This is a genomic window from Streptomyces radiopugnans (genome assembly GCF_900110735.1).
In the GTDB taxonomy this organism is placed as follows: Bacteria; Actinomycetota; Actinomycetes; order Streptomycetales; family Streptomycetaceae; genus Streptomyces; species Streptomyces radiopugnans.
In genome coordinates this window covers 1-14,366 of sequence record NZ_FOET01000010.1, presented here as the reverse complement: position 1 = coordinate 14,366, position 14,366 = coordinate 1, and the positions used below count along the sequence as shown (strand labels likewise).

Annotated in this window: 15 protein-coding genes; 10 read left to right on the top strand and 5 right to left on the bottom strand. The window is 73.2% G+C overall.

From position 1 onward, the window contains the following. Nucleotides 1–6 precede the first annotated feature (6 nt). The 5 genes from BMY40_RS17885 (at nucleotide 7) to mscL (ending at nucleotide 4,428) form a co-directional block, all read left to right on the top strand. The gene (locus BMY40_RS17885) at nucleotides 7–1,377 is read left to right on the top strand and encodes an MFS transporter (RefSeq protein WP_245770155.1); all 1,371 of its coding nucleotides are present in this window, start codon (nucleotides 7–9) and stop codon (nucleotides 1,375–1,377) included. 145 nt (nucleotides 1,378–1,522) lie between these two features. Further along, nucleotides 1,523–1,846 carry an FmdB family zinc ribbon protein gene (locus BMY40_RS17880; protein ID WP_093660767.1) on the top strand — a complete coding sequence of 108 codons (324 nt, stop codon included), beginning with the start codon at nucleotides 1,523–1,525 and terminating at the stop codon, nucleotides 1,844–1,846. Between the two features lie 103 nt (nucleotides 1,847–1,949). Beyond that, nucleotides 1,950–2,780, top strand: a complete 831-nt coding sequence (locus BMY40_RS17875; protein ID WP_093660765.1) for an S-methyl-5'-thioadenosine phosphorylase — start codon at nucleotides 1,950–1,952, stop codon at nucleotides 2,778–2,780. Nucleotides 2,781–3,262: 482 nt separating this feature from the next. Next, nucleotides 3,263–3,727 carry an RcpC/CpaB family pilus assembly protein gene (locus BMY40_RS17870; protein WP_342745080.1) on the top strand — a complete coding sequence of 155 codons (465 nt, stop codon included), beginning with the start codon at nucleotides 3,263–3,265 and terminating at the stop codon, nucleotides 3,725–3,727. A 107-nt stretch (nucleotides 3,728–3,834) separates the two neighbouring features. Beyond that, complete coding sequence (gene mscL, locus BMY40_RS17865) at nucleotides 3,835–4,428, top strand: large conductance mechanosensitive channel protein MscL (RefSeq protein ID WP_093660761.1); 594 nt, start codon at nucleotides 3,835–3,837, stop codon at nucleotides 4,426–4,428. Nucleotides 4,429–4,451: 23 nt separating this feature from the next. On the opposite strand, the gene BMY40_RS17860 is transcribed toward mscL, so the two are convergent. After that, nucleotides 4,452–4,661 (bottom strand): hypothetical protein, encoded by a 210-nt coding sequence (locus tag BMY40_RS17860; protein ID WP_093660759.1) that lies wholly within the window; start codon nucleotides 4,659–4,661, stop codon nucleotides 4,452–4,454. Nucleotides 4,662–4,715: 54 nt separating this feature from the next. Between BMY40_RS17860 and BMY40_RS17855 the strand changes: the two genes are divergently transcribed. After that, entirely contained in the window at nucleotides 4,716–5,768 is a 1,053-nt protein-coding gene (locus BMY40_RS17855) for a P1 family peptidase (protein WP_093661045.1), read from the top strand. A 224-nt stretch (nucleotides 5,769–5,992) separates the two neighbouring features. Here BMY40_RS17855 and BMY40_RS17850 read toward each other — a convergent pair whose 3' ends face one another. Beyond that, nucleotides 5,993–7,009: a sigma-70 family RNA polymerase sigma factor gene (locus BMY40_RS17850; protein ID WP_093660757.1), complete on the bottom strand. Its 1,017-nt coding sequence runs from the start codon at nucleotides 7,007–7,009 to the stop codon at nucleotides 5,993–5,995. Between the two features lie 183 nt (nucleotides 7,010–7,192). Here BMY40_RS17850 and BMY40_RS17845 point away from each other — a divergent pair, with 183 nt between their 5' ends. Continuing rightward, on the top strand, nucleotides 7,193–7,714 hold the full coding sequence (locus BMY40_RS17845; protein ID WP_093660755.1) for a GNAT family N-acetyltransferase: 522 nt from the start codon (nucleotides 7,193–7,195) through the stop codon (nucleotides 7,712–7,714). Between the two features lie 432 nt (nucleotides 7,715–8,146). Continuing rightward, nucleotides 8,147–9,994: a glycoside hydrolase family 3 protein gene (locus BMY40_RS17840; RefSeq protein WP_093660753.1), complete on the top strand. Its 1,848-nt coding sequence runs from the start codon at nucleotides 8,147–8,149 to the stop codon at nucleotides 9,992–9,994. Nucleotides 9,995–10,028: 34 nt separating this feature from the next. On the opposite strand, the gene BMY40_RS17835 is transcribed toward BMY40_RS17840, so the two are convergent. Together BMY40_RS17835 and BMY40_RS17830 are read right to left on the bottom strand one after the other, a co-directional pair. After that, nucleotides 10,029–10,829 carry a helix-turn-helix transcriptional regulator gene (locus tag BMY40_RS17835; protein WP_245770154.1) on the bottom strand — a complete coding sequence of 267 codons (801 nt, stop codon included), beginning with the start codon at nucleotides 10,827–10,829 and terminating at the stop codon, nucleotides 10,029–10,031. Between the two features lie 699 nt (nucleotides 10,830–11,528). Further along, the gene (locus BMY40_RS17830; RefSeq protein ID WP_093660751.1) at nucleotides 11,529–12,866 is read right to left on the bottom strand and encodes an aminotransferase-like domain-containing protein; all 1,338 of its coding nucleotides are present in this window, start codon (nucleotides 12,864–12,866) and stop codon (nucleotides 11,529–11,531) included. Between the two features lie 195 nt (nucleotides 12,867–13,061). Between BMY40_RS17830 and BMY40_RS17825 the strand changes: the two genes are divergently transcribed. Beyond that, nucleotides 13,062–13,622 (top strand): hypothetical protein, encoded by a 561-nt coding sequence (locus BMY40_RS17825; RefSeq protein ID WP_093660749.1) that lies wholly within the window; start codon nucleotides 13,062–13,064, stop codon nucleotides 13,620–13,622. Then, entirely contained in the window at nucleotides 13,615–14,262 is a 648-nt protein-coding gene (locus tag BMY40_RS17820; protein WP_093660747.1) for a LysE family translocator, read from the top strand. The genes BMY40_RS17825 and BMY40_RS17820 overlap by 8 nt, the downstream gene beginning before the upstream one ends. Here BMY40_RS17820 and BMY40_RS29160 read toward each other — a convergent pair. After that, a partial coding sequence (locus BMY40_RS29160; RefSeq protein WP_143071790.1) for a hypothetical protein occupies nucleotides 14,184–14,366 on the bottom strand: 183 nt, incomplete at its 5' end. The two genes, BMY40_RS17820 and BMY40_RS29160, sit on opposite strands and share 79 nt — an antisense overlap.

Genomic DNA, 14,366 nt, shown 5'->3' with positions numbered 1-14,366 from the left:
ACGGCCGTGGCCACCACGGTCACTCCCGTCACGAACCGGAAGCCCGGCTACCGGGACCTGCTGCGCACGCCCGGTGCGTGGACGTTCCTGCTGCCCGGCTTCCTGGCCCGCCAGCCCTTCGCGATGCTGACGCTCGGCATCGTGCTGCTGGTCGAGGACACCACCGGATCGTTCGGCACGGCGGGCGCCGTCTCCGCCGTGACCGGCGTGTCGATGGCCCTGTTCGCACCCCGCAGCGGCCGGCTCGCCGACCGCTTCGGCCAGCGCGCGGTCCTGGTGCCCGGGGTGCTGCTGCACGCCGCGGCCGTGGGCGTACTGGCGGCCCTGGCGCTGTCCCGGGCGCCGCTGTGGGCACTGCTGCTGGCGGCCGTGCCGGCCGGCGCCTCGGTGCCGCAGGTCGGCCCGATGGTGCGGGCCCGCTGGGCGCACCTGCTCAGGGGCGGGCCGGGCTCACCGGACGGATCGGGCCCGCCGGGCGGGCCGGGCGGGGCCCGGCTGCTGTCGACGGCGGCGGCGTTCGAGTCGGTCACCGACGAGCTCACCTTCGTCATCGGCCCGGTCCTGGCCACCGCCCTGTGCACCGGGGTGCACCCGGCCGCCGGGCTGGCCGCCGAGGCGGCCCTGACCGTCGTCGGCGGACTGCTCTTCGCGGCCCAGCGCCGTACCGCGCCCCCCGCCCACCGCCGCGCCCGGGGAGCGGACGGCGCGCCGCACGCCTCGGCGCTGTCGGTTCCGGGCGTACGGGTGCTGATCGTCGCCTTCCTGGGCATCGGCGCGGTCTTCGGCGGGATGCAGGTGTCGATGGCCGCCTTCACCGACTCCATCGGGCAGCCGGGCCTCAACGGCGTGCTGTACGGGATCTTCGCCGCGGGCAACATGCTCGCCGGTCTCGTCTTCGGCGCCCTGACCTGGCGCTCGGCCCCGCAGCGCCGGCTGCTGGCGGCGTACGCGCTGCTGACGCTGACCACCGCGCCCCTGTGGGCGGTGGACGTGGTCCCGCTGCTGGCCGTCCTCGGGCTGCTGACCGGCATGGGCATCGCGCCGAGTCTGATCACCGGCTTCACCCTGGTGGAGCGGCTGGTTCCGGCGGGTGTGCGCACCGAGGCGTTCACCTGGATGGCCGGTGCGGTGGCGCTGGGGCAGGCCGTCGCCGCGTCGGCCGCCGGGCAGCTGACGGACGGCTTCGGGGCGAGCGCCGGATTCACGGTGCCGCTGGCCGCCACAGCGCTGGCGCTGGTGACGGTGGCGGCACTGCGCGGATGGCTGAAGCCGGACGGCGGACAGGAGGGGGACGGGCAGACGGACGGCGGGAAGGCCGGCGACGGGCGGCCGGGCGACCGGCGACCGGGCGACGGGGAGGGGCCGCGAACCGGGTGACGGAGGGCGCCGGACGGAGGACGGAGAAGGGGCGCCGGGGCGTGGCGAGGGTCACCGTCCGCCGCTCCCGGTGGACTAAGCCGCCGGAATACTGCACCATGGTGCGTCGTTAGCACTCCACAGGGAAGAGTGCCAGGAGGAGCAAGTGCCGACCTATCAGTACCAGTGCACCGAGTGCGGCGAGGGCCTGGAAGCGGTTCAGAAGTTCACCGACGACGCACTCACCGAGTGCCCGAGCTGCAAGGGCCGCCTGAAGAAGGTGTTCTCCGCGGTCGGCATCGTCTTCAAGGGCTCCGGCTTCTACCGGAACGACAGCCGCGGCTCCTCGTCCGGCAGCCCGTCGTCGTCCTCTTCTCCGTCGTCGTCTTCGTCCGCGGCGTCGTCGTCTTCGTCTGCCTCCTCTTCCTCCGAGAAGAGCTCGGGCTCGTCCGGCGGTTCGTCGTCCAAGGCCGGCTCCTCGGCGGCCTGACCCGGTCCCGCCCTCCGGCCCGGGGCCGGAACCCGCCTGTCCCGGCCCCGTCGCGGTACGCACCGCCACGGGGCCGCGGCGTCGGGGGCTAGTGTGTTCGGCCATGAGCGCACAGGCGGAGACAGGCGTCATCGGCGGATCCGGGTTCTACTCGTTCCTGGACGACGTGATGGAGGTCGCGGTGGACACGCCGTACGGCGAGCCCAGCGACTCCCTCTTCATCGGCGAGATCGCCGGGCGCCGGGTGGCCTTCCTGCCCCGGCACGGCCGCAAGCACCATCTGCCCCCGCACCGCATCAACTACCGGGCCAACCTGTGGGCCCTGCGCTCGGTCGGCGTACGGCGGGTGCTGGGGCCGTGCGCGGTGGGCGGTCTGCGGCCCGAGTACGGGCCCGGCACGCTGGTGGTGCCGGACCAGCTCGTGGACCGCACCAAGTCGCGCGTCCAGACCTACTACGACGGCGAGGCGCTGCCCGACGGCACGGTGCCGAACGTGGTGCACCTGTCCTTCGCCGACCCCTACTGCGAGGCGGGCCGGGCGGCGGCCGTCGCGGCCGCGCGCGGGCGCGGCTGGGAGCCGGTGGACGGCGGCACCATGGTGGTGATCGAGGGGCCGCGCTTCTCGACCCGCGCGGAGTCGCGCTGGCACGCGGCGCAGGGCTGGTCGGTGGTCGGGATGACCGGGCACCCCGAGGCCGTCCTCGCCCGCGAACTGGGCCTGTGCTACTCCTCGTTGGCGCTGGTCACCGACCTGGACGCCGGCGCCGGGACCGGCGAGGGCGTCTCGCACGAGGAGGTGCTCCAGGTCTTCGCGCAGAACGTCGGGCGGCTGCGCGAGGTGCTCTTCGACACGGTGGCCGGGCTGCCGGCGGAGCGGGACTGCGCCTGCGCGACGGCGCTGGACGGGCTGAACCTGGGGATCGAGCTTCCCTAGGGGGTTCTCCGGGAGCCGGCCGGTGGCGCCGCGGGAGCGGCGGGCGGTGGGGACGGCCCGGGGTGACACAGGGGGCCGTGCGGCTTGTGCTGCTCGTGCGGCTTGTGCTGCTCGTGCGGCTTACGCGGTTCCTGTGCCTCGTGTGGGTGAGCGAGTTGTCCACAACCGGTGGGTAGCCCACAGGGCCCGGCGGATTCCCGCGGGGCCGGACATCGTTGGGGTGCTTCCAGCACAAGGCGGTGACCCCGATGTCCTCTTCGTCCCTTCAGTCCGCACCCCCTGCCACGCCCTTCCCACCCCTCTCGCCCTCGTCGTCCTGTCCTTCCTCCGCTCCCCCTCCGTCCCCCTCCCTCTCCACGCCCCACTGTCCTCCTCCACCGTCGTGCCCTCCAGCCGCCGGTCCCGTGCCGGAGTTCGAGCCGGTGCGTGCCGGGCGGGGCCCCCTCGGCCCCCTCCGGGCGGCGGGCCGGTGGTTCCGGACGGTGGCGCTGCTGCTGGCCGTCGTCTCCGCGGGCGCGGCCCTCTGGGGAGCGCCTGGAGACGTGGGCGGAGACGGGCGCCGCGCGCTCCCGGCGGCCCGGCCCGCGTCCGGAGAAGCACCGGCGGGCCCGGCCCCGCCCGCGTCCCCGGACGAGAGGGAGGACGGCACGACGGTGGACGCCCCGGTGCGGATCCCGGACGCTGAGGCGGTGCGACTGCTGCGCCCCGGGGACAGGGTGGACGTGCTGGCCACACCCGCCGGCGCCCCGGACGCCGGTCCGGTGGATCGCGCGCGGACCATCGCCCGGAACGTGCCGGTGGCGGCCGTACCGGATCCGGCCTCCGGCCCGGAGGCGGGCTCCGGCGGCCAGGAGGGGGCGCTGGTGGTGCTCTCGGTGCCCCGGCCTACGGCCGCCCGGCTCGCCGGAGCGGCGGCGCACTCCCATCTGGCGGTGACACTGTGCTGACCACCGCCCTCCGGGGGCCGGACTGGACAGCCCGCGCGGAGTTCGTGCAGCGTGTGCTGCGTTCACCCGGCGGAGGCCGGAGCACGTGTGCGGAGAGAGGCAGTCCGTTGAGCGAGAAGCAGGGCGTCCTGACCGGGTTCAGGTCATTCCTGATGCGGGGCAACGTGGTCGATCTGGCCGTTGCCGTCGTCATCGGGGCGGCCTTCACCAAGATCGTGAACTCGGTGGTGGAGGGTGTCATCAACCCGGTGGTGGGCTCCATCGGTCCCAAGGACCTCGACCGCTACCAGTCCTGCCTCCAGGGCCCGTGCGAGTTCGATGTGGCGACCGGTGCGGCCGTCAGCGGTATCGCGATCAAGTGGGGCTTGGTGCTGAGCGCCGCCCTGACCTTCCTGATCACCGCCGCGGTCGTCTACTTCCTGATGATCGTGCCGATGAACAAGTTCAAGGAGCGGCTGGACGCGCTGAGCGCCCAGGAGGCGGCGGAAGCGGCCGCGACTCCGGCCCAGAGGACCGAGGTGGAGCTGCTCATCGAGATCCGCGACGCGCTGCTGGCCCAGCGCGACGGCAACAGCGCCCCCGACGCCGCCCTTCTGGCGGCACAGCGCAGTGCCTCCGGGGGCGGCGGTGCCCGGCCGGGCTCCGAGGGGCCGTCCGGTACATCCGGGGGTACGTCCGGAGGTCCCTCCGGGAAGGCCTGACCCGGGGCGTTCCCCGGAGCGCCTCACAGATGGTGCGGTGGCTTCTCGTCCAGGAAGCGGGCCAGATCGGCAGCACCGCCTTCGCCGCCCGCCTCCGGGCGCTCGCCCCAGCCGCGGTCGGTGTCGTCGGCCGAGGGCCGGCTCAGCGGGTCGGAGAAGTCCAGCGCGGAGGCCGGGTCGCGGGGCGCGGCACCGTGGCCGGAGGCGGCGCCGGGGGTGGCGGGGGTGCTCATCCCTCCAGAGTACGGCGGCCCCGGCCCGCGCCCGGGAGGAGGATCATGGCCTCCATGAACGCCTCGAGGGTCAACGACGCACTGACGGATGTCCAGGGCCTGCGGGTCGGCCACGCACAGCGGATCGGCGACGGCTGGCTGACGGGCACGACCGTGGTCCTCGCCCCGGAGGGCGGGGCGACCGCCGCCGTGGACGTGCGGGGCGGCGGGCCCGGCACCCGGGAGACCGACGCCCTGGACCCGCGCAATCTGGTGGAGCGCATCGACGCCGTGGTGCTGACCGGGGGCAGCGCCTTCGGGCTGGACGCCGCCTGCGGGGTGACGGCCTGGCTGGAGGAGCGCGGCAGGGGCTTCCCCGTGGGCCCGGAGCCGGACCAGGTGGTGCCCGTGGTCCCGGCCGCGTGTCTCTTCGACCTGGGCCGGGGCGGCTCCTGGCGGGCCCGTCCCGACGCGGCGCTCGGCCGGGAGGCGGCCGAGGCGGCCGCCCGTACGAGCGTCGGCGAGCCGGTCCCCCAGGGCAACGTCGGGGCCGGTGCGGGGGCTGTGGCCGGCGGGCTCAAGGGCGGCGTGGGCACCGCGAGCACGGTCCTGCCCTCGGGCACCACGGTGGGTGCGCTGGCCGTGGTCAACGCGGTGGGCTCGACTCTGGACCCGGCCACCGGCGCGCTCTACGGCGAGCTGTACGGCAGGCGTCCGGTCTTCCCCTCCGAAGCCGAGCACGCCGAGGCGCTGCGGTCCCTGGCCGCCGCCCAGCAGGAGTCGGAGCGCCGTTCGGCCGCCTCCGTACGGCCGCCGCTCAACACCACGCTGGCCGTGGTGGCCACCGACGCGCAGCTCACCCCCGCCCAGGCGCAGAAGCTGGCGGGCACCTCCCACGACGGGCTGGCCCGCGCGGTCCGCCCGGTGCACCTGCTCACCGACGGGGACACCGTCTTCGCCCTGTCCACCGGCGCACGCCGGCTGGAGGCGGAGGAGGTCAACGACGTGCTGGCGGCCGGGGCCGACACCCTGACGCGGGCGGTGGTCAAAGCGGTACGGGCCGCGGAGGGCGTGGACGGCCCGGGCGGGGTGTTCCCGGCGTACCACGACCTCTACCGCCGCCCCTGAACCGGTGTGGCTCCGTTCCCCGGCGTTCCCCGGCGTTCCCCGGCATCGCCCGTCCCACCGCCCCACCACGCCGCCTCGCCGCCACCGCGCTGGTGCTCCGGGCGCCGCGAGCCCCGGACACAGCGGGACCCCGGCGCGGGGGGGGTGCGCCGGGGTCCCTGTCCAGGGGTCGTCTTCGGTTGTGCTCCGTCGCGGCGCGGTGTGCCCCACCGCGCCGGACGCCGTCACGCCGCCGCGTCGAAGCCCGTGTCATGGGCCATCTTCTTCAGCTCGAGCAGGGCGTGCTTCTCGATCTGGCGGATGCGCTCCCTCGTCAGGCCGTGCTGCTTGCCGACCTCGGTCAGCGTGCGCTCGCGCCCGTCCTCGATGCCGTAGCGCGCCCGGATGATGGAGGCGGTCCGGTCGTCGAGCCGGCCGATCATGTCCTCCAGTTCCTCGCGCCGCAGCATCACGAGCACGGAGTCCTCGGGAGAGGTCGCGGAGGTGTCCTCCAGCAGATCGCCGAACTGGGTCTCGCCCTCGTCGTCCACGGACATGTTCAGGCTGACCGGATCGCGCGCCCAGTCCAGCACGTCCGTGATGCGCTCGGCCGTGGAGCCCAGCTCCTCGGCGATCTCGGCGGGCTCGGGGTCGCGGCCGTGCTCGCGGTTGAACTCCCGCTGCACACGCCGGATCCGGCCCAGTTCCTCGACCAGGTGGACGGGGAGGCGGATGGTGCGCGACTGGTCGGCGATCGACCGCGTGATGGCCTGCCGGATCCACCACGTCGCGTACGTGGAGAACTTGAAGCCCTTGCGGTAGTCGAACTTCTCCACCGCCCGCACCAGGCCCGCGTTCCCCTCCTGGATCAGGTCCAGCAGCGGCAGACCGCTGCGGGGGTAGCGCCGCGCGACGGCGACGACCAGGCGCAGGTTGGAGCGGATGAAGACGTCCTTGGCGCGCTCGCCTTCGGCGGCCACGGCCTCCAGTTCCTCGCGGGTCGCGGTCGCGCTCGGCGAGTCCTCCGAGACGGGCTCGACCTCGCCCTCGAGGATCTGCCGGGCGTACACGCCCGCCTCGATGGCGAGCGAGAGCTCGACCTCCTTCGCCGCGTCCAGCAGCGGGGTGCGGGCGATCTCGTCGAGGTACATGCCGACCAGGTCCCGGTCCGCTACATCCCCTGCCGACGAGGTACGTACAGGTCGTGCCTCGTCAGCGCCGTTGGGATCGGCCTGACGACGGGCGACGGCACGGGTTGCCATGCGTACTCCCTTGCGAGTCGTGGTCTACAACTGGTCGGTGGCGGTCCAGCCACCCGGCGTCTCCTGGGTTCGGGTGCCCGTTCCGATGGAATCAACGACTTCAATCCGGACAGAATTCCCACGGCGCGCATCGTTTTTCCGGATCTTGCGGTATTCTGCGCCGCCACACAGAGAGGGCCGGCCATGACGGAGCGCGGAGAAGTCCAGGTCAGAGCGGGCGAGGAAGGCGATCTCCCGGATCTGACGGACATCTACAACCACTACGTCCGCGAGACCCCCGTCACATTCGACATCGAGCCCCTCACCGTCGATGCCAGGCGTCCCTGGTTGCTCTCCCACCCCAAGGACGGCCCCCACCGTCTTCTGGTTGCCCTCGACGCGGAATCGAACCGCGTCCTGGGCTACGCCACCAGCAGCCCGTTCCGCCCCAAGCCCGCCTACTCCACCTCGGTCGAGGTCAGCGTCTACCTCGCCCCCGACGCGTGCGGGCGGGGTGTCGGCACCCTGCTGTACGAGCACCTCTTCGACGCCCTCGGCGGCGAGGACGTCCACCGCGCCTACGCGGGCATAGCCCAGCCCAACGAGGCCTCCGTACGCCTCCACGCCCGCTTCGGCTTCCGCCGCATCGGCACGTACGGCGAGGTCGGCCGGAAGTTCGGCCGGTACTGGGACGTGGCCTGGTACGAGAAGCCGCTGGGCTGCTGAGGCGCCGCCGAGGCGTCCGGCGCGCACTCGCGGTTCCGGCCGCGACGGACGCGTCCCGCGTCACCCTCCGGGAGCACCGTGCCGTGCCCCCGCCGCGCGTCGCCGCGCCCAGCCCCGGCCGCCACGGCCACAATCCCAGTGGGCCCGCCCGAACCGCCCCGCCCGAAGCCGCCCTCCGACTCCACCCTCCCGACCCCGTCCCCGGACCTTCCCGTCCCCGGACCCTCCCGTTCCCGGGCCCTCCTTCCGCGCCTCCCACGCACCTCTGCCAATGGCCCGACCACTGACAGTCCCGCACCCCTCTGGCCGCGGGCCCGGCGCGCTGGAACGATGTGGCCGCCACGGCTCCGGCATCCACCCCCACATGCCGTCCCTTCCGCACGCGCACCACCGGCCCCACCCGTTCCGTCCGCCCATGTGAGGAGAGACCCGATGCAGCAGCCCGCGACTCCCAGCCGCAGACAAGCCCTCGCCACCGGCCTGTTCGGTGTCACCGCGGCGCTGACCGCCTCCGCCGCCCTCTCCTCCCCGGCGAACGCGGACACCGGGGCGGCCGCGGGGTCGGCCGCCGGCTCCGGCACCGACCGCGCGCGTGCCCGGGCCCGGGCCCTGGTCCGCCGCATGTCCCTGGAGGACAAGGTCGGGCAGCTCTTCGTCGTCGAGGTCTACGGGCAGGCCGCCGACACGGTCTCCGCGGGCAACCGCACCCTGTACGGCGTGGACACCCCCGCCGAGGTCATCGCCAAGTACCGGCCGGGCGGGGTCATCTACTTCGACGCCCGCCGCGGCCCCGACAACGTCCGCGACCCGCTCCAGACCGCCCGTCTGTCCAACGGCCTCCAGCGGGCCGCGGGCCGCGCGGGCGCCCGCGTGCCGCTGCTGGTCTCCATCGACCAGGAGGGCGGCAGCGTCGTCTACCGCCTCACCGACCCCGCCACCCTCCTGCCCGGGAACATGGCGCTGGCGGCGGGCCGGTCCACCGCCGACACCCGGCGCTCGGCCGAGATCATCGGCCTGGAGCTGGCGGCGATGGGCGTCAACCAGAACTACGCCCCGGTCGCCGACGTCAACGTCAACCCCGAGAACCCGGTCATCGGCGTCCGCTCCTTCGGCTCCGACCCCGCCCTGTGCGCCTCCCTGGTCGACGCCTCCGTGAGCGGCTACCACCGCGGCCGGGTCGCCTCGGCCGCCAAGCACTTCCCCGGACACGGCGACACCGACACCGACAGCCACACCGGCCTCCCGCGGATCGACCACACCCGCGAGGAACTGGAGAGCATCGACCTGCCGCCCTTCCGGGCCGCCATCGCGCGCGGGGTCGACACGATCATGACGGCCCACATCGTCGTCCCGGCCCTGGACCCGTCGGGCGTCCCGGCCACCATGTCGCGGCCGATCGTCACCGGGCTGCTGCGCGAGGAGCTGGGCTTCGAGGGCCTGATCGTCACCGACGCCCTGGACATGCAGGGCGCCTCGGGCCAGTTCCCGCCGGACGTGGCGCCGGTCCAGGCCCTCAGGGCCGGCTGCGACCAGCTCGTCCTGGCGCCGAAACTGGACACCGCCTACGGCGCCGTCCTGGAGGCCGTGCGCAGCGGGGAGATCCCCGTCTCCCGCCTGGACGCCTCGGTCGAGCGGATCCTGGCGCACAAGCTCCGCCGGGACCTCTTCCGGCACCCGTACGTGGACGAGCAGCGCGCCGTGCGCACCGTCGGCGCCGAGCGCCACAGGACCGACGCCCAGGCCATCACCGACCGCACGGTCACCCTGGTCAGGAACGAGGGCTCCCTCCTGCCCCTCTCCTCCGGCGCCCGCTCCGTCCTGGTGACCGGCTGGGGAGTGGGCACCACCCGGTCCCTCGCCGACGCCGTCGCCGAGCGGCCCGGCCAGAGCGCCACCGTGCTGGAGACGGGCGCGATCCCCTCCGCGGGCCGCATCACGGAGGCGGCCGACGCGGCGGCGGGCCACGGCCTGGTGATCGTCTCCGTCAACGCGGCCGCGGCGGGCTCCGAGAAGGGCGCCGCCCAGGCGAGGCTGGTCCGGGCCCTGATGGACACCGGCACGCCGGTCGTCGCCGTCGCCGTCCGCAACCCGTACGACATCCGCCGCTTCCCCGGCGTCCCGGCCTACCTGGCCACCTACTCCTACGGCGCCCCCTCCCTCCGGGCCGCCGTCCGCACCGTCTACGGCGACCTCTCCCCCGCCGGCAGGCTCCCGGTCGCCGTCCCGGACCTCGACTCCACCGGCACCCTCTACCCCTTCGGACACGGCCTGGCGTACTGATCCGCGGGCGGCCGGGTACCCCGGGGCGGTACCGCTAGGGCGTGGCCGGGGTCCCGGCGGAGGCGTTCCCGGCTTCGAGGAGCCGTCGCTGGGAGACGAGGTAGCCCAGTTCCGCCCGGCTGCGGCTGCCCAGCGCCTCGGAGATCTTCTTGATGTGCGTGGAGACGGTGCGGGCGCTCACGCCCAGGCGGGCCGCGATGCTCTCGTCCGTGTGCCCGGTCACGACCATGCGGAGCACGGTCCTGCGGACGGAGTCGGTGAGCAGGTCGGGGCGGTGCCGGTCCATGGAGACGGACACGGGTTCCGCGCGCTCCCACATGTGCTCGAACACCTTGGTGAGGAAGTCGATGGCACCGGGGTGGCGGATGGCCAGCGCGGCGCTCTTCCGCTCCGGGGCGCCGGGGATGAAGGCGACCGTGCGATCGCAGATGATGACACGTTCGAAGATCTCGTCCAGCGTACGGACCTGGGCTCCTTCGGCCAGGACCCGTTCGATGTACGCCAGGGTGGGCCGGTGCGAGCGCACGCTGTGCTGGTAGAGCGTGCGCTGCCGCAGGCCCCGCCGTACCAGGGCCAGGTCGCGGGGCAGCGCTTCGGCGAGCAGCGCGGGGGGCCGGCCGCCGCCCGGCTGCGCGGTCAGCAGTTCCTCCCTGCACGACTCCACCGCCAGCCTCAGAGCCTCCCCGATCACCTTCTCGCCTTTCAGTGATTCGATGGAGGGCTCCGCCTGCCGCTGGGTGTCCCGGTAGACGATTTCCGCGGCGAGGAAAGAGGAACGCAGAGCCGCCAGGATTCCCTCGTACTGCTCTATTTCGCGCTCCACCGAACGGGTCACTTCCGATTCCGCGACTCTCGGGGGAACGGGGACGAACGAGTTCTCCCTGCCCGGCAGCGGCCTCAGAAGGCCGCACTCGATGAGGCATTCGGGCACGCCGCCTGATACGGTCCCCGCCTCCAGTGCCTCGCGGTACAGCTGCAGCCCCTCGTCGCACACGCGCACCTCTCGAGGAGATGCACCCATTTCAGGATAACGACACATCTGCCCGTCCTTCGTGTTGCCGCTTTGCGCGATTACGACGCCAAGCAGGCTGGCATCGCCGGGGGAATATGCACAGGATTGACATGCCGCCACACAAAGAGGCCGGACGAATAAATATGGCGCTTTCTCGGATCTGGATCACGAGGCCGGCGTCCGGTTGTTTTCACGAACAGGAACCGAGTTCCACCAAACGTGGGAAAAATCACATCGGTGAGGTGTCGATATGTCTCGGACCGTCAGCTTTTCCCGCACTTTCCTTTCGGTTTCACCCCCCTGCGCCCGGGATTCACTCCTCGATTCGGCATGGGGCTGATGCATCCAAACAGTGGATTCCGCAATCCGATATCAGGTCCTTTTCCTGCGGAATCCGCCCGGATACTGAGCCGAAACCGGAGGGTTTCCGGATCGCCGCTCCGCCGCCCAACGCCCACGCCGCGGGATCCGTCCGGAAGGCCGCCCGACGGCTCCTCCGGCTCCGGTCGACACCTCCCGCCCTCAGTCGGTGGCGAGGTCGGCCGGAGCCGACCGGGCGAGATCGGCCAGGGTGGCGAGGGCCCGGGAGAGGGTGTCGGGGGCGGGCGAGGCCAGGCCCAGGCGGACCGCGTTGGGAATCCGGTGACGGCCGGCGGAGAACGCCGCGGCGGGTGTGACCCCGATGCCGTGCCGCGCGGCGGCGGCGACGAAGGTGTCGGCGCGCCAGGCCGGGGGCAGCTCCCACCAGCGGTAGTACGAGCAGGGGGCGCTCCGCGTCACGAAGTCGCCCAGGTGGCGCCGGGCGATCTCCTGCCGCACCCCGGCCTCCCGCTGCTTGGCCCGTACGACCGCCCGCACCGTGCCGTCCGCCTGCCACTGGGACATCGCCTCCAGTGCGAATCGCATGGGGGTCCAGCCTCCCGAGCGCAGCGACACGGAGACGCGGTTCGCGACGGAGGCGGGGGCCACCACGATCCCGAGGGACAGCCCCGGCGAGAGCCGCTTGGAGAGGCTGTCGACGACGATCGTCCATTCGGGCGCGCGGGACGCCAGGGGCGGCAGGTCGTCTCGGAGGAAGGACCACACGGCGTCCTCGATCGCGTGGATCCCGAGCCTCGCCAGGATGTCCGCCAGCCGCTCCAGCCGCTCCGCGGGCATGGAGAGCGACAGCGGGTTGTGCAGGACCGGCTGGACGTAGACCGCGTGCAGCGGCCCGGCCTCGTGGGCCTCCTCGACGGCTTCGGGGATCAGCCCCGCGTCGTCCACGGCCAGCGGCACGAGGGTGATGCCGAACCGGGCGGCGATCGCCTTGACCGCCGGGTAGGTCAGTTCCTCGACGCCCAGCCGGGCGCCCGGCCGGGCCAGCGCCGAGACGACGGCCGAGACCGCCTGCCGACCGCTCCCGGCGAACAGCACCCGCGCGGGGTCGGGGCGCCAGCCGCCGCGCATCAGCAGATCGGCGGCGGCCTCGCGCGCGGCGGGGCCGCCGTCCGGGCCGACCGGCCGCAGCGCGGGCCCCAGGGCGTCGGGACGCAGCAGCCTGCCGAGTCCGGCGGAGAGCAACCCGGCCTGCTCGGGCACCACCGGGTGGGTCAGCTCCAGGTCGACCCGGCCGTCCGCGGGCTCGGGCGAGGAAGGGGGGACCGCGCCGGAGGCGGCGCGCACGAAGGTGCCGCGGCCCACCTCGCCGACGGTGAGGCCCCGGCGGGCGAGTTCCCGGTAGACGCGGGTGGCCGTGGAACCGGCGATGCCGTGCTGCCGGGCGAAGTCACGCTGCGGGGGAAGCCGGTCTCCCGCCCTGAGGCGGCCCGACCTGATCTCCTCGGCGACCGCGTCGGCGACGCTCTTGTAGTCCTTCACGGCATCCTCCCCCCGGCGTACTGGCATCCAAACACAGTATTGCACCGAGGGCAATGCCCCGCATTGATCGGATCAGGGATCCGCCATACACTCGATATCGCCCCGAGCATTGGACGCAGGACGGTTCGGGGCGCACTGGACAGACAGCCGGCAGACAGCCGCAGGACACTCCGCCAGGAAGGTAGCCGCAGCCCGGTGAACACCACGGCACGCACACTGCTGGACCGTCCCCCGCTTCCGTTACCCCGGTGCGGCCGATGCGCCTTCACCTCCCGTCCGTACAGCCGGCGGAAGGCCGCGGACCTGCTCCTGGAGTACGCGGCGCGCTGGCAGCAGGTGCTGGCGGCTCCCGGGACCGCCCGGCGACACGACGGCACGCTCCCCTGGTCGCCACTGGAACACGGATGCCATGTACGCGACATGTGCATCCTGTTCCACCGGCGGATCGACACGTTCCTCGGAACCGCCCCGCCGGCCGCACCGGCACCCGGAGGCTCGGAGCCTCCGCCGCGTTACCGCGATGAGGACGCCCGGCGGGCATCCGAGGAGCTGGGCCGGGCCGCCGGGGCCCTGGCCGGCCGCCTGGCCGTGCTCACCGACGACGACTGGGAGCACGAGGACCCCCGCTTCCCGGCTCCTCGGCCCAACCTGGACCTCCTCACCCGCCATTTCCTCCACGACATCATCCACAGCCTCTCCGAGGTACTGAACGAAGCCCGCGGGACCGGGCGGAAAGCGGTGGGAAGCCATGGTTGAGGCGAGCGGGGTTCTCGGCGTCGCGATGGTGGCCCTGGGAATGGTGCTCACCCCCGGGCCGAACATGATCTATCTCGTCTCCCGGAGCATCACCCAGGGAAGGCGCGCCGGAGTCGTGTCCCTCGGCGGCGTCGCCGTGGGCTTCCTCGTCTATCTGGTGGCCACCAACCTCGGCCTGTCGGTCGTCTTCATCGCGGTGCCCGAGCTGTACACCGCCGTGAAGATAGCCGGCGCGGCCTATCTGGCCTACCTCGCCTGGAGCGCGCTGAAGCCCGGCGGTGTGTCCGTCTTCGCCCCCCAGGAGATCCCGCACGACCCGCCGCGCAGGCTGTTCACGATGGGGCTGATGACGAATCTGCTCAATCCGAAGATCGCCATCATGTACCTCTCGCTCATCCCGCAGTTCGTCGACCCTACGGCGAGCAACGTGCTGCTCCAGGGCATCATGCTCGGCTCCGTCCAGATCGTGGTGGCCCTCACCGTCAACCTGATCATCGTGCTGGCGGCCGGAACCATCTCCGTCTTCCTCGCCCGCCGCCCCTCCTGGCTGAAGTTCCAGCGCTACCTGATGGGAACGGCCCTCGGCGCGCTTGCCGTCTCGCTGGCCATCGACACCTCGACACCGGCCGCTCCGAGCTGACCTCTCGCAGCGGTGAGGTGTTCTGCGTGTTCCTGCAGGGAGCGGACTCCGACCTCGCCGCGTGAGGTGGCCTCGATGCCCTGGACGGCGGCGGCCAGGGCCTG